The 20,525-nt window shown below is 70.3% G+C and carries 21 protein-coding genes; 15 read left to right on the forward strand and 6 right to left on the reverse strand.

The features are described 5' to 3' along the window. Positions 1 to 20: 20 nt before the first annotated feature. The 3 genes from mscL to pdxY form a co-directional block, all read right to left on the reverse strand. Positions 21 to 500 carry a large-conductance mechanosensitive channel protein MscL gene (gene mscL / locus ACQY4O_RS06260; RefSeq protein WP_428375348.1) on the reverse strand — a complete coding sequence of 160 codons (480 nt, stop codon included), beginning with the start codon at positions 498 to 500 and terminating at the stop codon, positions 21 to 23. Positions 501 to 670: 170 nt separating this feature from the next. Then, positions 671 to 2,068, reverse strand: a complete 1,398-nt coding sequence (locus tag ACQY4O_RS06265) for a hypothetical protein (protein WP_428375349.1) — start codon at positions 2,066 to 2,068, stop codon at positions 671 to 673. A gap of 90 nt (positions 2,069 to 2,158) precedes the next feature. Continuing rightward, the gene (pdxY, locus tag ACQY4O_RS06270) at positions 2,159 to 3,157 is read right to left on the reverse strand and encodes a pyridoxal kinase PdxY (RefSeq protein ID WP_428375350.1); all 999 of its coding nucleotides are present in this window, start codon (positions 3,155 to 3,157) and stop codon (positions 2,159 to 2,161) included. A gap of 106 nt (positions 3,158 to 3,263) precedes the next feature. On the opposite strand from pdxY, the gene ACQY4O_RS06275 reads away from it, so the two are divergent. From ACQY4O_RS06275 to ACQY4O_RS06290, 4 genes are all read left to right on the forward strand, one after another. Then, positions 3,264 to 3,794, forward strand: coding sequence for a Spy/CpxP family protein refolding chaperone (locus ACQY4O_RS06275; RefSeq protein WP_428375351.1), 531 nt, complete (start codon positions 3,264 to 3,266; stop codon positions 3,792 to 3,794). A gap of 212 nt (positions 3,795 to 4,006) precedes the next feature. Then, positions 4,007 to 4,234, forward strand: coding sequence for a 50S ribosomal protein L31 (gene rpmE / locus ACQY4O_RS06280; RefSeq protein ID WP_428375352.1), 228 nt, complete (start codon positions 4,007 to 4,009; stop codon positions 4,232 to 4,234). Between the two features lie 234 nt (positions 4,235 to 4,468). Continuing rightward, positions 4,469 to 4,969, forward strand: coding sequence for an Hsp20 family protein (locus ACQY4O_RS06285; protein ID WP_428375353.1), 501 nt, complete (start codon positions 4,469 to 4,471; stop codon positions 4,967 to 4,969). Positions 4,970 to 5,170: 201 nt separating this feature from the next. Beyond that, positions 5,171 to 5,752: a DUF1013 domain-containing protein gene (locus ACQY4O_RS06290; RefSeq protein ID WP_428375354.1), complete on the forward strand. Its 582-nt coding sequence runs from the start codon at positions 5,171 to 5,173 to the stop codon at positions 5,750 to 5,752. Between the two features lie 118 nt (positions 5,753 to 5,870). Here the strand turns inward: ACQY4O_RS06290 and ACQY4O_RS06295 are convergent, their stop codons facing one another. Further along, entirely contained in the window at positions 5,871 to 6,041 is a 171-nt protein-coding gene (locus tag ACQY4O_RS06295) for a YdcH family protein (protein ID WP_428375355.1), read from the reverse strand. A gap of 211 nt (positions 6,042 to 6,252) precedes the next feature. Between ACQY4O_RS06295 and ACQY4O_RS06300 the strand changes: the two genes are divergently transcribed. The 3 genes from ACQY4O_RS06300 to ACQY4O_RS06310 all read left to right on the forward strand — a co-directional run bounded on the left by ACQY4O_RS06300 (position 6,253) and on the right by ACQY4O_RS06310 (position 8,416). Next, positions 6,253 to 6,453, forward strand: a complete 201-nt coding sequence (locus ACQY4O_RS06300; RefSeq protein WP_138325869.1) for a YdcH family protein — start codon at positions 6,253 to 6,255, stop codon at positions 6,451 to 6,453. 164 nt (positions 6,454 to 6,617) lie between these two features. Further along, the gene (gene purE, locus ACQY4O_RS06305) at positions 6,618 to 7,145 is read left to right on the forward strand and encodes a 5-(carboxyamino)imidazole ribonucleotide mutase (protein WP_428378120.1); all 528 of its coding nucleotides are present in this window, start codon (positions 6,618 to 6,620) and stop codon (positions 7,143 to 7,145) included. Then, the gene (locus ACQY4O_RS06310; protein ID WP_428375356.1) at positions 7,142 to 8,416 is read left to right on the forward strand and encodes a 5-(carboxyamino)imidazole ribonucleotide synthase; all 1,275 of its coding nucleotides are present in this window, start codon (positions 7,142 to 7,144) and stop codon (positions 8,414 to 8,416) included. Before purE ends, ACQY4O_RS06310 begins: the two co-directional genes overlap by 4 nt. Here the strand turns inward: ACQY4O_RS06310 and radC are convergent. Beyond that, positions 8,413 to 9,108 (reverse strand): RadC family protein, encoded by a 696-nt coding sequence (gene radC, locus ACQY4O_RS06315; protein WP_428375357.1) that lies wholly within the window; start codon positions 9,106 to 9,108, stop codon positions 8,413 to 8,415. The genes ACQY4O_RS06310 and radC overlap by 4 nt on opposite strands. 119 nt (positions 9,109 to 9,227) lie before the next feature. Between radC and ACQY4O_RS06320 the strand changes: the two genes are divergently transcribed. The 4 genes from ACQY4O_RS06320 to ACQY4O_RS06335 all read left to right on the forward strand — a co-directional run bounded on the left by ACQY4O_RS06320 (position 9,228) and on the right by ACQY4O_RS06335 (position 13,891). Continuing rightward, a complete protein-coding gene (locus ACQY4O_RS06320) occupies positions 9,228 to 9,959 on the forward strand; it encodes an HAD hydrolase-like protein (protein WP_428375358.1) in 732 nt (243 codons plus the stop codon). A gap of 103 nt (positions 9,960 to 10,062) precedes the next feature. After that, entirely contained in the window at positions 10,063 to 10,587 is a 525-nt protein-coding gene (locus ACQY4O_RS06325) for a 2Fe-2S iron-sulfur cluster-binding protein (RefSeq protein ID WP_428375359.1), read from the forward strand. Next, complete coding sequence (locus tag ACQY4O_RS06330; protein ID WP_428375360.1) at positions 10,584 to 11,582, forward strand: FAD binding domain-containing protein; 999 nt, start codon at positions 10,584 to 10,586, stop codon at positions 11,580 to 11,582. Before ACQY4O_RS06325 ends, ACQY4O_RS06330 begins: the two co-directional genes overlap by 4 nt. Beyond that, a complete protein-coding gene (locus tag ACQY4O_RS06335) occupies positions 11,579 to 13,891 on the forward strand; it encodes a xanthine dehydrogenase family protein molybdopterin-binding subunit (RefSeq protein ID WP_428375361.1) in 2,313 nt (770 codons plus the stop codon). Before ACQY4O_RS06330 ends, ACQY4O_RS06335 begins: the two co-directional genes overlap by 4 nt. A gap of 4 nt (positions 13,892 to 13,895) precedes the next feature. Here the strand turns inward: ACQY4O_RS06335 and ACQY4O_RS06340 are convergent, their stop codons facing one another. After that, positions 13,896 to 14,783 (reverse strand): JAB domain-containing protein, encoded by an 888-nt coding sequence (locus ACQY4O_RS06340; protein ID WP_428375362.1) that lies wholly within the window; start codon positions 14,781 to 14,783, stop codon positions 13,896 to 13,898. Between the two features lie 121 nt (positions 14,784 to 14,904). Between ACQY4O_RS06340 and ACQY4O_RS06345 the strand changes: the two genes are divergently transcribed. From ACQY4O_RS06345 to ACQY4O_RS06360, 4 genes are read left to right on the forward strand one after another with little or no spacing between them, the layout of a single operon-like run. Beyond that, positions 14,905 to 17,199: an ATP-dependent helicase gene (locus ACQY4O_RS06345; RefSeq protein WP_428375363.1), complete on the forward strand. Its 2,295-nt coding sequence runs from the start codon at positions 14,905 to 14,907 to the stop codon at positions 17,197 to 17,199. After that, complete coding sequence (locus ACQY4O_RS06350) at positions 17,171 to 18,148, forward strand: 50S ribosomal protein L11 methyltransferase (RefSeq protein ID WP_428375364.1); 978 nt, start codon at positions 17,171 to 17,173, stop codon at positions 18,146 to 18,148. The genes ACQY4O_RS06345 and ACQY4O_RS06350 overlap by 29 nt, the downstream gene beginning before the upstream one ends. Further along, the gene (locus tag ACQY4O_RS06355; protein WP_428375365.1) at positions 18,145 to 18,714 is read left to right on the forward strand and encodes an N-acetyltransferase family protein; all 570 of its coding nucleotides are present in this window, start codon (positions 18,145 to 18,147) and stop codon (positions 18,712 to 18,714) included. Before ACQY4O_RS06350 ends, ACQY4O_RS06355 begins: the two co-directional genes overlap by 4 nt. Positions 18,715 to 18,721: 7 nt before the next feature. Further along, positions 18,722 to 20,509: an aminopeptidase P family protein gene (locus tag ACQY4O_RS06360; RefSeq protein ID WP_428375366.1), complete on the forward strand. Its 1,788-nt coding sequence runs from the start codon at positions 18,722 to 18,724 to the stop codon at positions 20,507 to 20,509. Positions 20,510 to 20,525 lie beyond the last annotated feature (16 nt).

The raw sequence follows: 20,525 nt of genomic DNA on the forward strand, positions 1-20,525 counted from the left end.
TCGCCGATCGGAGCCGGGTCTCAGGGCAGCGGCGATGGAACTCGCACCGGTTCTGCGGCACCCTTCGCCAGGAGGTCGCGGATCTCAGCCAGCAGCGCCTCGGAGGCGGTCGGGCCGGCCGGCTTGGCATCCTCGCGGACATGCAGCCGGGTCAGCAGCTTCACCACCCAGAAGATCACCAGGCCGACGAGCAGGAACTGGAACACCGCATTGAGGAACAGGCCGACATTGAGGGTAACGGCGCCAGCCTTGTGCGCCTCATCCAGGGTCCGCAGATGCTGCCCCTTGAGGGTGAAGAAGATGTTAGTGAAATCGATGCCGCCAACGAGCAGGCCGATGATCGGCGTGAAGATGTCCTTCACCAGGCTCTGCACGATGCCGGTGAAGGCAGCGCCGATGATGATGCCGACGGCGAGGTCGACGACGTTGCCCTTCATGATGAAGCCGCGGAACTCGCTCACCCAGCCGGGTGCCCGCAGATGACGGTCGCTCAAGGCCATGCTTCTTTCTCCAGCAGCGCCCGGACCCCGGCGGCGACGTCGCCAGCCCCCTTGTCCGGAACGATATCAGGAGGCCAAAGCCGCCGGCGACACAAGCCTGCGCAAGACCAGGCCTGCGGAAGGCCAGGCCTGCGCAAGACCCGGCCTGCGCAAGACCAGGGGGCATCGGGTCAGGTGAACAAGGTTGCCTCGGTGGCACCGGCGACACCCAGGAGGGTCACATGGGTGCCGTCATTCAGCGCGATCGCGGTCGTCGAACCCGAGGAGGCGTAGCCCACGACCCCGAGCCCGGCCGAGAGCTGCAGATGGTCGGTGCCGACCTTGAAGCCGCTGATCAGGTCATACGCCTGGGCGGAGACGCCGTTGGTGAAGGCAAAGGTCTCCTGGCCGCTGCCGACATAGATCGCCGCCGATCCGGCACCCATCGCGACCATTGCCGTCCCGGACCCGCCCACGAGGGTATCGGCGCCCCTGCCGAGCATGATCTGGTCGCGGCCCGCGCCCGCGAACAGCAGGTTCTGGTACTGCGAGCCGCCGCCGTTCAGGGTCTCGTTGCCGGCCCCCGCGACCAGCCCGTCGCCGCCGAGTGCCGAGCTGGTCAGCACGTCGCCACCGACCGCGCCGATGAGGAAGGTGCCGGCGCCCGTGGCCGTCATCTGGCTGCCGCCGCTGCCGCCGAAATAGGCGCCCCCCGACGCCGCCGCCTGGATGGTCTCGGCGCCACTGCCGCCGACGACGGTTTCCGCATCGTGGCCGCCGTTCAGGACCATTGTCCCGCTGCCGCCGAACACGGTGAGGGCCCCGGCCTGCCCGCCATCGACCGTGCTGGCGCCGGCGCCGCCGATCAGCATGTCCTGGCCGGCATCGCCCTTGTAGAGCACGGGTCCGCCATCGAGGAAGGCCACCAGGCTGCTGCCGGCGGCTCCGCCGCCGATGGTGCCGCTGCCCGCGTTCTGGACCACCAGGGCATGGCCGCCATGGTTGGTGAAGCCGAAGCTCGTGCCATCGGCAAACAAGGTCAGGACGCTGCCAGCGCCGCCGCCATTGATGGTGCTGCCGGACTGCATGGCGGTGACGGTGTCGGTCCCGGCACTTGCCGTGTAGATCTGGTTGCTGCCGGTCAGGGTGGCGACCTGGCCGACCGCGGTGGCCCGCACGTAGGGTGCCACCGTCGCCGTGCCGGGGGCTGTGTTGGTGGCGGTCACGTCGACGGCGAAGCCGGCGGACGCGCTGTGGTCCGCGGCATCGGTGAAGGTGAGGGTCACGCTGTCGCTGACGGCAAAGTTGCTGCTGTAGGCGATCCTGTCGATATCGGCGGTGATCTCGGCCGCTGTGCCGTGGATCGTGGTCGTGTATCCCGCCTGGCTGATGCTGCCGACGGTGCCGGCCGGAATGATCAGGGCGTTCGCCGTCGTGGTCAGGGTCGCCGTCGCCGGGGACGATCCGGGCTCGGCCACGTCGATCACGAACACCGTGTCGAAGACCTGCGGCAATCCGACCGATATGTTGACCGGGCGGAGACCCGCCAGGATGATGCCAGTGCTGCCGGATGACGGGTCGGTGGTCATGATGTGTCCATGAGCAGGGTTGTGCGGAGCGCAGCCGCACTTGAAGCCGAAATCTTTAATAATTCCTTGCTCCCGCCACGCTGGTCCGGATCACCCGACGATATGACCGTCCCGGTCGAGCCGCAGCGCCTGGAAGCGACGCGTCGGCCGGACGATTTGGTCCTGGGCTGCCACCAGGCTGAGTTCGCGGGCGTCGTCGGCAACCGTCCGCTCCAGGACTGCCCAGGTGGCGCTGCCGGCACTTTCCAGCGCATCGCGCAGGTCCGGGCCCGGTTCGGTTTGACCAGACTGGGGCTGACCAGACTGGGGTCGCCCTGGCCGGGATCCTGCGAGGACGTGAAACAGGAACAGGGCCGCGATGAGGTCGCCGGCCCCGTTGGCCGCGATCGGGTGCCGCGGCATCCGCAGCAGGAAGGCGGCCGCGGGCGAGGCCGCCAGCAGTTCGACGGCATCGCCGGGTGTCTGCTGGTGGCGGACGCTGGTGACGAGCACGATGCGCGGCCCGAGGGGACGCATGCGCTGCTGCAGATGGCGCACGGCCCGAAGGAGTGCCACGCGGCTCGCGCAGGCCATTCCGGTCAGCTGCGCGAGCTCGAACTGGTTCGGCGTCAGGATGTCGCAGGCGGGCACCACCTCCTGCGCGAGCAGCCGCGGAATGTCCGGCCGCACGAACAGGCCGCGTCCCGCATCCCCCATGACCGGGTCGCAGCAATAGAGCAGCGGCCGACCGGCGGCGCGCGCGCTGGTGACGATCTCCAGGATGGCTCGCCCGATCCCCGCGTCGCCGAGATAGCCCGACAGCACCGCATCGAGCGTGCCGAGCGCGCCGCGGGCGGCAAGCCCCTGCCCGAGGGCGCGCAGGTCGGCGCCGGTGAAGACCTGGCCGGTCCAGTCGCCGTAGCCGGTATGGTTGGAGAACTGCACCGTGTGCATCGCCATGACCTCCGCGCCGAGGCGCTGCAGCGGGAAGATCGCCGCCGCATTGCCGACATGGCCGAAGGCGACCCAGGACTGGATGGAGAGGATTCTCAGGGTGCCTCCTTCACGGACCGGCCGGTTCGCGCCATGAAGTCGCGTCGTGTCCGACACGACACATGCGGCGCAGCACCCCGGTGATCATCAATTCCCCCCGATACAGGCTTTGAGGCTCATGATGCGCAGACTTTTTTGGTCACGCCGCTCCGCATGCCCGGGCGTGGCCCTGCTGGCTTTCCTGGCAGCCGGACCGGCTCTGCTGGCACCCCCGGTCACGCTGCTCGCATCCGCCGCCGCCGCGCAGACGGAGGCGCCGGCACTGGCGCCGTCCCAGTCGCCGGCTGAGGCCAGCCTGGGGCGCCCGGCGGCATCGCTGAGCCAGTCCGGCATGCGCAGCCGGCTCGGCCGCCAGCAGGCGGAAGCGCTCGAGGCGCATATCACGACGCTGCACCGGACCTGGCATATCACGACGGCCCAGGAGCCGCTCTGGGGCCGGCTGACCGGCGCGATGCGCCATGGGGCGGTGCAGCTCGACGCCGCCTACGCACGCCGCGAGCAGCAGAATGCCGGCGCGAACGCGGTCGAGGACCTGCGGGCCTATGCGCTGGTGCAACAGACCCACGCCAGTAATGCAGCCGACCTGCTGGCACCCTTCGGCAGCCTGTATGACAGCTTCAGCCCGGCGCAGAAGCACATCGCCGACGAGACGGTCCGGCATTTCACCGATAATGCCCTGAAGGCGCCGCGCTAGAGCATGATCCGATCGATCATGCTCTGCTTGTCGTTTGGTAGAGCAGCTTTATCCGACACTTGGCATCGCGAAGCGATTCCAATTGATCCGATGCTGCTCTAGATCACGATCGTCCTGGCGGGCTCCGGTTGAGGTTGCCGGCACAACCGTCTATACGCGCCGCATACGCGCCCCGGTCGGTATCGGCGGCGTTCCAGAGAAAGCGGCAGGCCATGAAATCCGGCATCCATCCCGAGTATCACGCGATCAACATCGTCATGACCGACGGGACGCAGTTCACCACGCAGTCCTGCTACGGCCGCGCCGGCGACACGCTGCGCCTCGATGTCGATCCGAAATCGCACCCTGCCTGGACCGGCGTGCAGCGCATGCTCGATACCGGCGGCCAGGTGGCCAAGTTCAACAAGAAGTTCGCCGGGATCGGCATGCGCAAGTCCTGATCCGGGCCGGCCGGGTGATCGGTTCAACGGCAGGGATTTTTCAGCCGCCGCTCCTTGATGCAAGGGGCGGCGGTTGCCATTTCAAGGTCTGCCAGAGTGCCCGATCGGGGCTCCGGCGTGTGACCAGATTTGACTGACCAAGTGACTACCCAAACGTGACTACCCAGACGTGACTACAGGGACCGGCCATGATGGCGGTCTCGCACCGGAACTCTGCTCCTCAGGAGGTTGTTCATGACTTACGATTTCGCGCCGCTGTTTCGCAGCACCATCGGGTTCGATCGTCTCGCCCGGCTGGTGGACACGGCAGCCCAGGCGGCAACACAGCCGTCCTATCCCCCCTACAATATCGAGAAGACCGGCGACGAGAGCTACGTGCTGACGATGGCGGTCGCGGGCTTTGGTCCCGACGACATCGAGGTGACCGCGCAGGACAACACCCTGCTGGTCTCCGGCCGCGTCAAGGACGAGCCGAAGCGCGAGGTGCTGCACCGTGGCATCGCGGCCCGCGCCTTCGAGCGTCGCTTCGCTCTGGCCGACCATATCGTCGTCGAGGCGGCGGACCTTCGGCACGGCATGTTGCATGTCGGCCTCAAGCGCGTGGTGCCCGAAGCACTGAAGCCGCGTCGCATCACGATCGGCACCGCGGCACCCTTCGCGGGCCCGCAGCTCGAGGGCAGCAGCGAGGCTCCGGCCAACGATCGCAAGCCGGAAGGCGACGTGCAGGCGGCGTGAGCCGTTCGCTCACGGCAGGATCAGGAAGGGGCCGGGCAACCGGCCCCTTTTTGCTGCGCGTCGGCCCGGAGATGACTTGACCGGCCGAGCGGGCCGGCCCCATATCCCGTCCACTCGCCGCGCGCCGGCCGGCATCCTGGACCACGGTCAGAGACGCTGCCGCGTGCTGCGGCCTTCTCGCGATCCGATAGGACCAGTGCCATGACGCTTCCCCTGATGCCGAAAGCCACCGCGGTATGGCTGATCGAAAAGACCGCCCTGACCTTCACCCAGATCGCCGAGTTCTGCGGCATGCACCCGCTCGAGGTGCAGGCGATCGCCGACGGCGAGGTCGCCGCCGGGATCGTCGGCTATGACCCGGTCGCCAACCACCAGGTCACCCAGGCCGAGATCACGCGCTGCGAGGCCGACCCGTCGCTTCGCCTGAGCATCCTGACCGTCACCAACCCGGTCACCCGGCGGTCGCGGGGGGCCCGCTATACGCCGGTTGCCAAGCGCAACGACCGCCCCGACGCCATCGTCTTCCTGCTGCGCAACTTCCCGCAGCTGTCCGAGATGCAGATCATCAAGTTGCTCGGCACCACCAAGGACACCATCGCCAAGGTGCGTGACAAGCAGCATTGGAACAGCGCCAACATCAAGCCGCGCGACCCGGTGATCCTGGGGCTGTGCAGCCAGACTGACCTCAACATGATGGTTGGCGCCGCCAACGAGCGCCTGGTCCGCGAAGGCCAGCACGTGCCGCAGCCGCTGCCTATCGCCGAGGACGAGGAAGCCGCCTGACAGCCAGTTTCGGCCTCGCGACTGCGTCAGCCGCTGCCGGTCCGGGGCCCGGAGCATGATCCGATCGATCATGCTCCGCCTGTCGTCTGATGGAGCGGCGCCGGACGGATACTCCGGTTCAGGCGCCCCGGCTGAGGCGCTCGACCTCTTCCTTGACACGCAGTTTCTCCAGTTTGAGGCGGTTCAACGCGTCCTGATCGGGCTGCGGCCGGTGGTCCTCCTCGGTGATGCGCGTGTCCAGGGTGGCATGCCTGGTCTTCAGGCTGTCGATCCGCGCTTGCACGCTCATGGTGCCTCCGAACTGGGTTTGCCGGACACCGATCCGGGGCCGGTTGCGCAAACGTTAGTCCCGCAGCGGGCCGTATCGCCACGCAAAAACTCCACCTGGGAGACCTCCGGCCAAGAGACTTCCCTCCCAAGGAACCGGGGTCCGCGGTCTGCCGTCCCGGGGTGGGTTCGCTGATGGAGGGTGGCACCGGCGCATGCTATGGCAGGTCCCCATGTTGACTGATCACGATACCCTGCTGCGACAACTGCACGAACTGCGCAGCGAGCACCGCGACCTCGACACGGTGATCGGCCGCCTCGCCGCGCAGCCGATCGACCAGCTGCAACTGCAGCGTCTCAAGAAGCGCAAGCTGATGCTGAAGGACGAGATCGCGTGGCTGGAAAGCCGGCTGATCCCGGACAGCATCGCATGACCGGAGGCCGCCCGATGATCCCGGACCGATCCACTGCTCCCGTCCGTCCCCCTGGGATCGAGGCCGCCGGTGCCTCGGCCGACTACCCGCCGGGCGGTCCGGCCACGGAGGAGTTCGCCGGCGACCATCCCGAGGCCGGTGATCTCGACCCAGGCGACGGCGTCGTGCCGGGGCCGGACAATCGCGCCGAGACCGGTCAGCGCGGCCGCGTCCGGGTCGGCCTGGTCATGGGCAGCCAGTCCGACTGGCAGACGCTGTCGCATGCCGCCGAGATGCTCGGCACCCTCGCGATCGAGTACGAGACCCGCATCATCTCGGCGCATCGCACGCCCGACCGCCTCGTCGAATATGCGAGCACGGCGCGCCTGCGCGGCCTGTCGGTGATCATCGCCGCGGCGGGCGGAGCGGCCCACCTGCCTGGGATGTGCGCCGCCTGGACCACGATGCCGGTGCTCGGCGTGCCGGTCGAGAGCCAGGCCCTGCGCGGCATCGACAGCCTGCTCTCCATCGTGCAGATGCCCGCCGGCGTGCCGGTCGGAACGCTGGCGATCGGTAAGCCCGGCGCCATCAATGCGGCCCTGCTCGCGACCTCGATCCTCGCCGTCGACGACGAAGCCGTCGCAGCCCGGCTGGAAGCCTGGCGCTCCCTGCAGACCGCCTCGGTGCCCGACGAGCCCGATAGCGGGGCATGAGCGCCGTCCCGGACGCTCATGCCCCAGCGCTGCCGTCGGGCAGCGTCATCGGACCAGCGCTGCCGTCGGGCAGCGTCATTGGACCAGCGCTGCCGCCGGGCAGCGTCATCGGACCAGCGCTGCCGCCGGGCAGCGTCATCGGTATCCTCGGCGGCGGCCAACTCGGCCGCATGTCGGCACTGGCCGCGGCCCGGCTCGGCTATCGCTGCCATGTGCTGACCGAGGAGGCCGACGGGCCGGCGGCGCAGGTCTGCGCCGCCATCACGCTCGGCTCGCACGCGGATCCGGCCGTGCTGCGCCGCTTTGCCGATGCCGTTTCGGTGGTGACGTTCGAGTTCGAGAATATCAGCGCCGACGGCCTGGAGCTGCTGGCGTCGCTGCGTCCGGTGCGGCCGTCGGCTGCGATCCTGCGCACCAGCCAGGACCGTATCCTCGAGAAGCGCATGCTGGAGGCGGCCGGCATCCCGGTGGCGCCGTGGCACGCGGTGCCCAGCCGGGATGCGCTGGACGCGGCGGCCGACCGTCTCGGGTTGCCAATGGTGCTGAAGACCACGCGCCTGGGCTATGACGGCCGCGGCCAGGCGGTGGCGCATGACCCGCAGGCGCTGCACGCAGCCTTCGACCGGCTGGCGCCGCACCCGCTGGTCGCCGAGGCGCTGGTGCCGTTCGCCGCCGAGCTGAGCGTCATCGTGGCGCGCGGTCTGGACGGCACCATCCGCACCTTCGATGCGGTGCAGAACCACCACCGCAACCACATCCTCGACCTCACCCTGGCGCCGGCGCCGGTGGGTCCGGAGCGGCGGGCGGCGGCGCAGTCGTTGGCGGCCCGGATCGCCGCCCATCTCGATCTCGTCGGGCTGCTCGGCGTGGAGATGTTCCTCGACGCGCAGGGGGTCCTGCTGGTCAACGAGATCGCCCCCCGCCCGCATAATTCCGGCCACTGGACCCTGGATGCCTGCCCGGTCAGCCAGTTCGAGATGCACATACGCGCCGTCGCCGGCCTGACGCTGCCACCGGCCGTGCGCCATTCCGACGCGGTGATGAAGAACCTCGTGGGCCCCGACGATGTCGCCCTCTGGCCGCAGATCATGGCGACGGACGGGCTGCTCGGGCACCTGTACGGCAAGCGCGAGGCGCGGCCGGGCCGCAAGATGGGACACGTCAACCGCCTGTTTGCGCGCGATGCGCTGCCCGGCCGCTTCGGGCTCGCCGACGCGCTGGGGGTGCTGGCAGCGGGCGACCCGGACGAAGGTGAAGGTTCGGAGGCTTAGGCGTCCGCCTGCAGCAGCCCTTGCTCACGGAAGCTGGTCCAGCGGCCATTGCCGATGATGACATGGTCGCGCACCGCGATGCCGAGCACGGATGCGGCCTGCACCACCTGCGCGGTCATCGCCAGGTCCTCGCGCGACGGCGTCGGATCGCCGCTCGGGTGGTTGTGCACCAGGATGATCGCCGCCGCGTCGAGCTCGATGGCGCGGCGCACCACCTCGCGCGGATAGACCGGGGTGTGGTTGACGGTGCCGCGCGCCTGCGCCTCGTCGGTGATCAGCCGGTCCTGGCCGTCCAGGAACAGGATGCGGAACTGCTCGATCTTCTCGCGCGCCAGCACCGCGGTCAGGTAGGCGATCAGCCGCGCCGGATCGTCCAGCACCGTCTCGCCCTGCATGCGCGCACGGGCCAGGCGCAGCGCGGTCTCGTGCAGCAGCCGGACCGCGGCCATGCTGTGCGCGTTGAACCCGGCGAACCCCTGCAGCTCGCGCAGCGGCGCCGCCAGCAGCGCCGCGAAGCTGCCGAACCGGGCCAGCGCCTCGCGGGCCAGCCGCCCGGTATCCTCATGCGCCGGCATCGCATGGATCAGCAGCAGCGTCAGCAGCTGCAGGTCCGCCGTGGCCTCTTCGGCGTCCGGCGCCGCCGCCTCGCCCGCGGCCGGCTGTGGCGGTGTCTTCTGTTGACGGGCTGGCATGGCAAGGCTCCGGCGGTCGCAAGGGTAAATACGATAACGCAACGGTTTGGATTTCGCCTCCTATTCCGGACCGGCTACGCTGCCGGCATGACATCCACCCGGAACCAGGCCGTCGTCGCGTGACCCCCCGTCCCCGGCATCCCTCGCGGCAGGCCGTGCTGCTGGATCTCGACGGCACCCTGATCGCCTCGCGCGACGGCATCATCGCCTGCCTGCGACGCGCCCTGGGCGAGCTCGGCCATACGCTCGATGCGGGCGCCGACCTCGACTGGGTGGTCGGGCCACCGCTGCCCGACATCATGGCGCGACTGCTCTCGGAGTTCGGCGACGACCGCGTCGAGGCGGCGGTCCTGGCCTACCGCCGTAACTACGAGGCGAGCGGCATGCTGGACAGCCCGCTGTTCGACGGCGTTGCCGGGTTCATGCAGGCCCTGGCCGCGTCGGGCCGCCGCATCCTGCTGGCGACCTCCAAACCCGAACACCTGGCGCGCCGCATCCTGAGCATGCGCGGGCTGATCGGACATTTCCATGGCTGCTATGGCGCCAGGCCGGACGACAGCGGCGCCGAGAAGCCAGAACTGATCGGCCGCCTGATCGAGGCCGAGGCGATCGATGCGGCGCACAGCGTCATGGTCGGCGACCGCAGGTTCGACATCAGCGGGGCGCACGCGAACTCCATGCGTGCGGTCGGCGCGCTCTGGGGCTATGGCGGCCGCGCCGAACTCGAGGCGGCCGGCGCCGACGGGCTCGCCGACAGCCCGCACACCCTGCTGGCCGAAATCGAGCGCCAGCTCACGCGGGCGGCGCCTCATCAGGGCCAGGCTCGCGACCCACCGGAGCAGCTTCCGTGACGGGAAAACCCTGCCCGGACGAGAACGTTCACCGTCGTTCGCCGGGAACACTCGCTGCCGCGCAGGTCCCGGGGTCCGACCGATCCGCATCCGAGGATTTCGCATGCCCATCACCATCAACGGCCAGGTCGTCCCGGCTCCGTCCGATCCGCGCCTGTCGCTGCTCGACCTGCTCAGGGAGCAGCTTCATCTCGCCGGCACCAAGAAGGGCTGCAACCAGGGCGCCTGCGGGGCCTGCACGGTGCTCGCCGACGGCGAGCGCATCCTGTCCTGCCTGGCCCTGGCGGTGCAGTACGAGGGCCGTTCGATCGTCTCGATCGAGGGGCTGACGGCGGATGGCACGCTGCATCCGCTGCAGCAGGCCTTCATCGACCATGACGGCTTCCAGTGCGGCTACTGCACGCCCGGGCAGATCTGTTCGGCGATCGGCATGGCACGCGAGATCGAGCACGGGCTGCCGAGCGCGGTGACCGCCGATCTCGAGGCGAGCCAGATGACCCTGACATCGGAGGAGCTGCGCGAGCGGATGAGCGGCAATCTCTGCCGCTGCGGTGCCCATAACGGCATCGTCGCCGCGATCGCCCAAACCTATGCGCGGCGCCCCGTGGTCGCGGAGGCCGCTCAATGACGCCGTTCAGCTTCGCCCGCGCCGAGGACAAGGCGGCCGCGATCCGGATGGGCGGCGACGCGGGTTCCAGATATCTCGGCGGCGGCACCAACCTCGTCGACCTGATGCGCGAGACGATCGAGCGGCCGGCCGTCCTGGTCGACGTGACCGGGCTACCCGGCGGGATCGAGGAGCGCGACGGCAGCCTGTGGATCGGGGCGGCGGCGCGCAACACCGCGATCGCCGGTCACCCGGCGGTGCGCAGCCGCTATCCGGTGCTGAGCCGCGCGATCCTCGCCGGCGCCAGCGGCCAGATACGCAACATGGCGACGCTCGGCGGCAACCTGCTGCAACGCACGCGATGCGGCTATTTCTATGACCAGGCGTCACGGTGCAACAAGCGCGCGCCCGGCTCGGGCTGCGATGCGATCGACGGCTTCAACCGCATCCACGCCATCCTCGGCGCCTCGCCGGCCTGTGTGGCCACGCATCCGTCCGACATGTGCGTGGCGCTGGCGGCCCTCGATGCCGTGGTGCACCTGCAGGGCCGGTCGGGCGCCCGCAGCCTGCCGTTCGTCGCCCTGCACCGACTGCCCGGGGGCCGTCCCGACATCGAGACCGAGCTTGAGCCGGGCGAACTGATCACCGCGGTCGAACTCCCGCCGCTCGGGTTCGCCGCCCGGTCGACCTATCGCAAGGTACGCGACCGCTCCAGCTATGCCTTCGCGCTGGTCTCCGTGGCCGCGGCGATCGACGTGGCCGAGGACGGCACGGTCCGCGATGTCCGGCTTGCCCTGGGCGGGGTCGCGCACAAGCCGTGGCGTGCCTGGACCGCCGAGCGGGCGCTGCGTGGCAGGCCCGCGACCGAGGCCAGCTTTTGCGCCGCCGCGGCAGCCGAACTCGCCGACGCCGCGCCGCTGCACCATAACGGCTTCAAGATCGAGCTGGCCCGGCGGACCATCGCCGCCGTGCTCGCAGACCTGGCAGGGGCAGACCTGGCAGGGAACGCACCATGAGCATCCTCGACACCGCCAAGCAGGCCGCCGCCGGCGTGATGGCGAAGCTGCAACCGGCAACGCCGCCCGACCCGCTGATCGCAAAACGCGACAGGCCCGGCCAGCACGGGTCGCTCGGCACCTCGGTGCCGCGCATCGACGGCCCGCGCAAGGTGCGCGGCAAGGCGCGCTTCGCAGCCGAGGTGCCGGCCGAGCGCATGACCTATGCCGCCCTGCGCTACGCCACGATCGCGCGCGGCCGGATCGCCAGTCTCTCGACCGCCGCCGCCGAGGCGGCGCCGGGCGTGGTGTTCGTCATGACGCACGCCAACGCGCCGAGGCTCAAGCCGCCCGCCTCGTTCATGTCGGACCCGCGCGCCGCCGGCGCCAGCAGCCTGCCGATCATGCAGGATGCCTCGATCCACTGGAACGGCGAGCCGGTCGCCATCGTGCTGGCCGAGACGCAGGAGCAGGCGGACCATGCGACGTCGCTGATCGAGGTCACCTACGAAGCGGCGCCGGCCCGGCTCGTCTTCGCGCACGAAGCGACGCGTTCGCGCCAGCCGGACTCCGTCTTGGGCGAACCCGCTCTGGTGCAGGCCGGCGATGCCGAGGCGGCGCTGGCCGGCGCGGCCTTCAAGGTCGACCGGACCTTTCACACGCCCCGCCACAGCCACGCCGCGATCGAGCCGCACGCGGCCACGGTCTGGTGGGACGGCGAGGACCTGGTCATCCACGATACCACCCAGATGCTGCACCAGACCCGCTGGACGCTGGCGGGGGTGTTCGGCATCGCCGAGAGCCACATCCGCATCTTCTCGCCGTTCGTCGGTGGCGGCTTCGGCGGCAAGGGCCTGTGGAGCCACCAGGTCCTGGCGATCGCCGCCGCGAAACTGGCCGGGCGGCCGGTGCGGGTGGCGCTGTCACGCGAGGGCGTGTTCCGCGTGGCCGGCGGACGCACCCTCACCCGGCAGCGCGTCGCGCTCGGAGCCAACGCCGACGGCACGCTGGCGGCCCTGATCCATACCGGCACGGTCGCCATGACCGAGCACAACAACTGTCCCGAGCAGTTCACCTTTCCGGCCCGGCACCTCTACGCCGCCGACACCTTCCTGCTGGAGCAGCGGGTGGCGGACCTGGACATGCTGGCCAACACGTTCATGCGGGCACCGGGGGAATCCGTCGGAACCTTCGCGCTCGAGACCGCCCTGGACGAGTTGGCGGAGACCGTCGGGATCGACCCGATCGCGCTGCGCCGCCGGCTGGAGCCGAAGCAAGATCCGACCTCGGGCCACGACTTCTCGTCGCGCCACCTCCTCGAGGCCTATGCGAAGGGTGCCGAGCGCTTCGGCTGGAACCAGCGCAGCCCGGTGCCGGGTGCGCGCCGCGAAGGCGAGTGGCTCGTGGGCATGGGGATGGCCACCGCGACCTATCCGTACTACCGCATGCCGGGCGGCGCCGCGCGCATCACCCTGACCCGCGACGGCCACGCGCGGATCGCGATGGCCAGCCACGATATGGGGATGGGCACCGCCACCGTGCAGGCGCAGGCCGGTGCCGACAGGCTCGGCCTGCCGATCGACAACGTGACCTTCGAGTATGGCGATACCGCCCTGCCGCACGGCACCATCGCGGGCGGATCGTCGCAGACCGCCTCGATTGCCGCTGCCGTCACGGCTGCAAGTGCAAAGCTGGTCGCCGACCTGCTGCAGCGCGCCGGCAACGACTCTCCCCTGGCCGGCCTGTCGGCGGACGCGGTGGAGGCGCGCGACGGCGGCCTCGGCCATCGCGAGCAGACCGACCGGTTCGAGAGCTATGCCTCGATCCTGTCACGCGCCGGGCTCGAGGCGCTGTCGGTCGAGGCGGAGGCGCCGCCGCCGATGGAGGTGGGGACATACTCGATGCACTCCTACGGCGCGCAGTTCTGCGAGGTGCGGGTGAATGCCGTCACCGGCGAGACCCGGGTGTCGCGGTTCCTCGGCTCCTTCGATGTCGGCCGGATCCTGAACCCACGCCTGGCGACCAGCCAGTTCCGCGGCGGCATCATCATGGGACTGGGCCTCGCGCTGATGGAGGAGACGCAGTTCGACGAGCGCAGCGGGCGGGTGATGAACCCGTCGCTGGCCGAGTACCACGTGCCGGTGCATCTCGACGTGCCGGAGATCGACGTGATCTGGACCGACATCGCCGACCCGCATGCCCCGCTCGGCGCGCATGGCATCGGCGAGATCGGCATCACCGGCGTCGGCGCCGCGGTGGCGAACGCGGTCTTCAACGCGACCGGCAGGCGCGTGCGCGACCTCCCGATCACGCTGGACAAGCTGTTGTGAAGGCCTAGATCAGCCCCTTCTGCTTCAGGCTGACCCAGTTCTCGCCACCCACCAGCATGTGGTCGTGCACGATGATCGCAAGCGGCCCCGAGGCGCGCGACAGCTGCCGCGACAGCTCCGCCTCGCGCTCCAGCACCGATTTGGCGATCGCGCGCGGCGGCACGATGCGCACCACCACCAGCGCCGTCGCATGCAGGCCGAGCGCGTGGCGCATGATCGCCCGCACGCTGTCCTCCTCGCCCGGCGCCGGCGCTTCCGCCACCGCCTCGTCGGCCAGCAGCCGGTTGCGGTTGTCCAGGAACAGCACCCGGAGCTGTCCCGGGATCGCGCCGGTCAGCGCGGTCTCGAAATAGCCGTGCAGCCGCTCCCAGTTGTTCAGGATCGGATGATCCCGCGCCTCGGCACGTGACAGCCGGTGCGCCGCCAGTTCGGGCAGCCGCAGCAGGGCCGCACAGTCCGGGGCCAGGCCGCCCTGCCGCTGCAGCGCCTCGGGGGACGCCGACAGCACCGCCGCCAGCGAGCCGAAGCTGTTGATCAGCGCCTTGGCCAGCGGCTTGGTATCGCGCCGGGCGATGCCGAGGAACAGCAGCATCTCCAGCACCTCGTAGTCCGCCAGTGCCGCACCACCATGCGCGAGCAGGCGCTCGCGCATCCGGCGCCGGTGGCCCTGCGGGCCGGTGCTGGCGAACGGGGCTTCCCGGTTGTGGCCGGGCGGCGCCGGCAGCACCGGCTTGGCCACGAACACCGGGAACGGCCGGTCGAGGGGCGCCGGGGACCCTTCGTCCTGGCGCGCCGGGCGCGCAAGCGCTGGGAGCACGCGAGCCGGCGGCACACCACGACGCAGCAGGCCAGACAGCGGAAAGCCGCCGGCTTCGGAGAACCCCCAGACCATGCCGCCGTCTCCCCCAAACGCCCGGGAGCAGCCTATAACGTTCCGTTAGAGCAACCAACAGGATCTTCTCGGCTGGTCACCCCGATTGGCGTCACCCGGCGCCCGGGCTATATCCAGCGGCGTGACAGATGCCCTGCAGACCACGGAGTTCCCTCCCGCCGAGGACTATCTCGGGCGGCTCAATCCCGAGCAGCGCGAGGCGGTCGAGACCCTGGACGGGCCGCTGCTGGTGCTCGCAGGGGCCGGCACCGGCAAGACCCGGGTGCTGACCACCCGCTTCGCCCACATCCTGCTGTCGCGACGGGCCTTTCCCGGCCAGGTGCTGGCCGTCACCTTCACCAACAAGGCCGCCCGCGAGATGCGCGAGCGGGTCGCACAGCTGCTCGGCCGCCCGGCGGAGGGGCTCTGGCTGGGCACCTTCCACGCGCTCTGCGCCCGCATGCTGCGCCGGCACGCCGAGTATGTCGGGCTCACCTCGAGTTTCACCATCCTCGATACCGACGACCAGATCCGCCTGCTCAAGCAGGTGATGGAGGCCAACCGGATCGACAACAAGCGCTGGCCGCCGCAGGGGCTGATGGGGGTGATCCAGCGCTGGAAGGATCGCGGCCTGTCGCCCGAGCGGATCACGCCGGCCGAGGACAGCGAGTTCGCCGGCGGCCGCGCAAGGCTGGTCTATGCCGACTACCAGGCCCGGCTCGTGCGCCTCAATGCCTGCGATTTCGGCGACCTGATGCTGCACGTGACCGACATCCTGCGCACCCGGCCGGACGTGCTGGCGCAATACCATCGCAGCTTCCGCTACATCCTGGTCGACGAGTACCAGGACACCAACACGGTGCAGTATCTCTGGCTTCGCTTGCTGGCGCAGAAAGATCCGGCGCAATTTCCCGGGCAATATCCGGGGGGTGCCAACATCTGCTGCGTCGGCGACGACGACCAGTCGATCTACTCCTGGCGCGGCGCCGAGGTCGAGAACATCCTGCGCTTCGAAAAGGACTTTGCCGGCGCCCGCATCGTGCGGCTGGAAAGCAACTACCGCTCGACCGCGCCGATCCTGGCGGCGGCCTCGGCCCTGATCGCGCATAATGGCGGCCGGCTCGGCAAGACGCTGCGGCCTGGCCGGAACGATTCCAGCGGCGAGAAGCTGCTGGTGGCCTCGGTCTGGGACAGCGACGAGGAGGCCCGCACGGTCGGCGAGCGCATCGAGCAGCTGCAGCGCGACCAGCATCCGCTGTCCGAGATGGCGATCCTGGTGCGCGCCGGCTTCCAGACCCGCGCCTTCGAGGAGCGGCTGATCACGCTGGGGCTGCCGTACCGCGTCGTCGGCGGTCTGCGCTTCTACGAGCGCGCGGAAATTCGCGACGCCATGGCCTACATGCGGGTGCTCAACCAGCCCGCCGACGACCTCGCCTTCGAGCGCATCGTCAACGTGCCGCGCCGCGGCGTCGGCGACGCGGCGCTGCAGGCGCTGCATCTCGAGGCGCGCGAGGCGCAGGTGCCGCTGGCGATGGCGACCCTGCGGCTGATCGAGCGCGGCACGCTGAAGGGCCGGGTGCGCGAGCAGCTCACCCTGCTGATGGCGGCTTTCGCCCGTGCCCGCGAGACGCTGGCCCGTGCCCCCTCTGACGCGGCCCACGTCCGTGTCGTCGAGGCCCTGCTCGACGAGACCGGCTATACCGAGATGTGGCACCGTGACAAGTCGCCGGACGCGCCGGGCCGGCTCGACAACCTCAAGGAGCTGGTGCGGGCGCTGGCGGATTTCGAGAGCCTCGGCGGCTTCCTCGAGCATGTCTCGCTGGTGATGGAGAACGAGGAGAATGCGGGCGCCGACCGCATCAACCTGATGACCCTGCACGGCGCCAAGGGGCTGGAGTTCGACACCGTGTTCCTGCCCGGTTGGGAGGAGGGCGTGTTCCCGAGCCAGCGCACCCTGGACGAGGGCGGCAACAAGGGGCTCGAGGAGGAGCGCCGGCTGGCCTATGTCGGCATCACCCGGGCCCGCAAGCGGGCGATCATCAGCCACGCCGCCAACCGACGCATCTATGCCAACTGGCAGAGCGCGATCCCGAGCCGCTTCATCGACGAGCTGCCCGAGGAGCATGTCGAGCAGGCGGGCTCGGCGGCCCTGGCCCGCGAGCAGCGTCGGACGGCACCGCCGGTGTTCGGCGGCCAGTTCCCGCTGGCCGCGCGACGGCCGCGCACGGTGGAGGCCCCAACCTTTGAAGCATGGGAGGAGCCGCCCCGCCCGAAGCGGCAGGGCAGCATCGCGGTTGGCACCCGCGTGTTCCACCAGAAGTTCGGCTACGGCATCGTGCGCTCCGCCGTCGACGACAGGCTCGAGATCGAGTTCGACCATGCCGGCCTCAAGCGACTGCTCGACAGCTATGTCGAGCCGGCGGCCTCGGCTTCCTGAGCATGCCGGGTTGAGCAGCAGGCGACGGCACGCCCTGGGCCTGGAGACCGTGCATGTGACGGTGCCCGAGGCCGCGGTCGAGGCCTACGAGGCGGCACTGGCCAGCGTCTGCGGCACGGTCGGCATCTTCGAGGCCGACGACAGCCAAACCGTCTGGCGCGTCGAGGGCGTCAAGGACGCGGGCGCCGACGAGCCGGCATTGGGAACAGGCCTTGCCTTGGCCCGCGCCGCCACCGGCATCGACGCCGTCCTCGGCCGGGAGCCGACCGAGGCGGAAGGCTGGCTTGCCCGCACCTATTCTTCGTTCCCCGAGCAGCAAGTCGGACACCGCTTCGCGATACGCGGCACCCATCTCGGCCGCGCGGCCGCCAGTCGGCGCCTCACCCTGACGCTGGATGCCGGCATCGCCTTCGGCTCGGGCGAGCACGGCTCGACACGCGGCTGCCTGCGGGCGCTGGAGGCCGTGGCGTATCGCCGCCCTGCCCGCATCCTCGACCTCGGCGCCGGCTCCGGCATCCTGGCGATGGCCGCCGCCGCCCTGCTGCATCGCCCGGTGCTGGCGGTCGATATCGAGCCCTGGTCGGTGCGGGTGGCGGCGCAGAATGCCGCGATGAACCGGTTGCACCGGCTGGTCTCCTGCCGCCTCGGCAATGGCTGGCGCACGCCGGCGATACGCGCCGCGGTTCCCTACGACCTGGTGTTCGCCAACATCCTGGCGCGCCCGCTCTGCCTGATGGCGCGATCCCTTGCCGCGGCGCTGGCCCCGGGCGGGACGGCGATCCTGGCCGGCCTGCTCGGCAGCCAGGTGCGCATGGTGCTGGCGGCGCATCGCCGGCAGGGGCTGGTGCTCGAGCGCGTGCTGCGCGAGGGTGACTGGGCCACGCTAATTCTGCGCCGTCGCGCGCAGGCGGGGATGCTGCGCCGTCGCGCGCCGGTGCGCATCGCATGACGGTGCGTTCCGCCACCGAGCAGGACCTGCCCGCGATCCTGGACATCACCAACGACGCGATCCTGCATGGCACCGCGCTGTGGAGCCTCGCTCCGGTCGATCTCGCGGCACGCCGGGCCTGGATGCGCGAGCGCGTCGGCGGCGGGTTCCCGGTGCTGGTCGCCGAGCATCGCGGGCGCGTCGCCGGGTTCGCCTCGTACGGCCGCTTCCGCCCGCACGAGGGCTACCTGCACACCGTCGAGCATTCGCTGTATGTCCACCCGGTCGCGCGCGGCCTCGGCCTCGGCACGGCTCTGCTCGACGCCCTGCTGGCGGACGCGAGCGCCGCCGGCAGGCATGTCATGATCGGCGGCATTGAGGCGACCAACCAGGTCTCGATTGCGCTGCACGAGCGGGCCGGCTTCACCCCGGCCGCGGTGCTGCATCAGGTCGGGCGCAAGTTCGGCCGCTGGCTCGACCTGCTGTTCATGCAGAAGCTGATCGCCCCGCCGCCTGGCCCTGACCCGCAGGGCCCCCCCAGTCTGTGGCCCCCAGGCTCTGTGGGACCCCCTGTCTCTGTGGAGTGACGCGCCGATGACCCAGGATCATGCTCCCCGCCTGCAGGCGCTTCGCACGGCCCTGGACGCCGCCGGGCTGGATGGCTTCATCCTGCCGCGCGGTGACGAGCATCTCGGCGAGTATGTCGCCGCCGGCTCCGAGCGGCTGGCCTGGCTGACCGGCTTCACCGGCAGCGCCGGCCTGGCGATCGTGCTGCCCGGGAAGGCGGCGGTGTTCTCCGACGGCCGCTACACGCTCCAACTGGCCGAACAGACCGATGGCGCGCTTTGGAGCCGGCAGCACCTGATCGAGCATCCGCCGGAAGCCTGGCTCGCCGAGAACGCCGATGGCCTGGCGCGGATCGGCTACGACCCCTGGCTGATGAGCCCCGACACGCTGGCCCGGTTCGAGGCTCGGCTCAAGGCAGCCGGCATCGCCCTGGTGCCGGTGCAGCCCAACCCGCTTGATGCGCTCTGGACCGACCGGCCGCCGCCGCCGCTGCAGCCGGCACGGCCGCATGCGCTGGAACTCTCCGGCCGCGACAGCGCCGACAAGCGGCACCAGATCGCGGGCGTGCTGCGCGCCGCCGGCGAGCAGGCCCTGGTGCTGACCGATCCGGCGTCGGTCGCCTGGCTGCTTAACATCCGTGGCGCGGACGTGCCGTTCACGCCGCTGGCCCTGGGCTTTGCGATCCTGCGCGACGACGAGAGCGTCATTTTGTTCATGCATCCGGCCAAGCTCGATGCCGACATGCGGCAATGGCTCGGCAATACCGTGCAGGCCGAGCCGCCCGAGGCCCTGCCCGGCCAGATCGCGGCCCTGGCCGGCCAGACCGTCAGGGTGGATGCCGGCGGCAGCGCGGTCTGGTTCGCACAGGGGCTTCGGGCAGCGGGCGCGACCGTCGGCACCGGGCCGGATCCGGTGCTGCTGGCGAAGTCGCGCAAGAACGCCGTCGAGCTCGCCGGTGCCCGGAGCGCGCATCATCGCGACGGCATCGCGCTGTGCGGCTTCCTGCATTGGCTCGACGGCCACGGCGTCGGGCTGACCGAGATGGCACTGGCGGCGCGGCTGGACGCCTTCCGCGCCGCATCGCCGCTGTATCGCGGCGAGAGCTTTCCGGCGATCTCCGGATCGGGTCCGAACGGCGCCATCATCCACTACCGGGTCAGCCCGGAGACCGACCGCACCCTCGAGGCCGACGAGATCTACCTGATCGACAGCGGCGCGCAGTATCCGGACGGCACCACCGATGTCACCCGCACGATATGGAGCGGCCCCGGCCCGGCGGCCGCTTCGGTGCGCGATCATTTCACCCGGGTGCTGCGCGGCCATGTCGCCATCGCCGCCACCTGCTTTCCGCAGGGCGCCACCGGCGGCCGCCTCGACAGCCTGGCCCGCGCGCCGCTGTGGGCGGCGGGTCTCGACTATGACCACGGCACCGGGCACGGCATCGGCAGCTTCCTGTCGGTGCATGAAGGGCCGTGCAGCATCCATCCGCGCAACCAGGGCGTGCCGCTCGAGCCAGGCATGATACTGTCCGACGAACCCGGCTACTACCGCACCGGCGCCTACGGCATCCGGCTGGAGAACCTGCTGCTGGTGCAGGCTGCAGCCCCGCTCGCGGATGCGCAAACGCGGATGTTCCTGGAGTTCGAGACCCTGACGCTGGCGCCGTTCGACCGGCGGCTGATCGAAACGGCGCTGCTGCACGAGCCGGAGCGACGCTGGATCGACCGCTACCATGCCCGCGTCCTGTCGGAGATCGGACCGGAACTGGACCCGGCCGCTTGCTCCTGGCTGCAGGCGGCCTGCGCGCCGCTTTGACAGAAAAGGAATGCTG

The sequence above is a fragment of the Lichenicoccus sp. genome (assembly GCF_965277665.1).
In the GTDB taxonomy this organism is placed as follows: Bacteria; Pseudomonadota; Alphaproteobacteria; order Acetobacterales; family Acetobacteraceae; genus Lichenicoccus.

What these genes read in the sequence shown, in the direction of transcription:
- mscL (WP_428375348.1), bottom strand. Translation starts at nt 500, where the DNA reads ATGGCCTTGAGCGACCGTCATCTGCGGGCACCCGGCTGGGTGAGCGAG.
- ACQY4O_RS06265 (WP_428375349.1), bottom strand. Translation starts at nt 2,068, where the DNA reads ATGACCACCGACCCGTCATCCGGCAGCACTGGCATCATCCTGGCGGGT.
- rpmE (WP_428375352.1), top strand. Translation starts at nt 4,007, where the DNA reads ATGAAATCCGGCATCCATCCCGAGTATCACGCGATCAACATCGTCATG.
- ACQY4O_RS06285 (WP_428375353.1), top strand. Translation starts at nt 4,469, where the DNA reads ATGACTTACGATTTCGCGCCGCTGTTTCGCAGCACCATCGGGTTCGAT.
- ACQY4O_RS06290 (WP_428375354.1), top strand. Translation starts at nt 5,171, where the DNA reads ATGACGCTTCCCCTGATGCCGAAAGCCACCGCGGTATGGCTGATCGAA.
- ACQY4O_RS06295 (WP_428375355.1), bottom strand. Translation starts at nt 6,041, where the DNA reads ATGAGCGTGCAAGCGCGGATCGACAGCCTGAAGACCAGGCATGCCACC.
- ACQY4O_RS06300 (WP_138325869.1), top strand. Translation starts at nt 6,253, where the DNA reads ATGTTGACTGATCACGATACCCTGCTGCGACAACTGCACGAACTGCGC.
- ACQY4O_RS06310 (WP_428375356.1), top strand. Translation starts at nt 7,142, where the DNA reads ATGAGCGCCGTCCCGGACGCTCATGCCCCAGCGCTGCCGTCGGGCAGC.
- radC (WP_428375357.1), bottom strand. Translation starts at nt 9,108, where the DNA reads ATGCCAGCCCGTCAACAGAAGACACCGCCACAGCCGGCCGCGGGCGAG.
- ACQY4O_RS06325 (WP_428375359.1), top strand. Translation starts at nt 10,063, where the DNA reads ATGCCCATCACCATCAACGGCCAGGTCGTCCCGGCTCCGTCCGATCCG.
- ACQY4O_RS06330 (WP_428375360.1), top strand. Translation starts at nt 10,584, where the DNA reads ATGACGCCGTTCAGCTTCGCCCGCGCCGAGGACAAGGCGGCCGCGATC.
- ACQY4O_RS06335 (WP_428375361.1), top strand. Translation starts at nt 11,579, where the DNA reads ATGAGCATCCTCGACACCGCCAAGCAGGCCGCCGCCGGCGTGATGGCG.
- ACQY4O_RS06340 (WP_428375362.1), bottom strand. Translation starts at nt 14,783, where the DNA reads ATGGTCTGGGGGTTCTCCGAAGCCGGCGGCTTTCCGCTGTCTGGCCTG.
- ACQY4O_RS06350 (WP_428375364.1), top strand. Translation starts at nt 17,171, where the DNA reads ATGTCGAGCCGGCGGCCTCGGCTTCCTGAGCATGCCGGGTTGAGCAGC.
- ACQY4O_RS06355 (WP_428375365.1), top strand. Translation starts at nt 18,145, where the DNA reads ATGACGGTGCGTTCCGCCACCGAGCAGGACCTGCCCGCGATCCTGGAC.
- ACQY4O_RS06360 (WP_428375366.1), top strand. Translation starts at nt 18,722, where the DNA reads ATGACCCAGGATCATGCTCCCCGCCTGCAGGCGCTTCGCACGGCCCTG.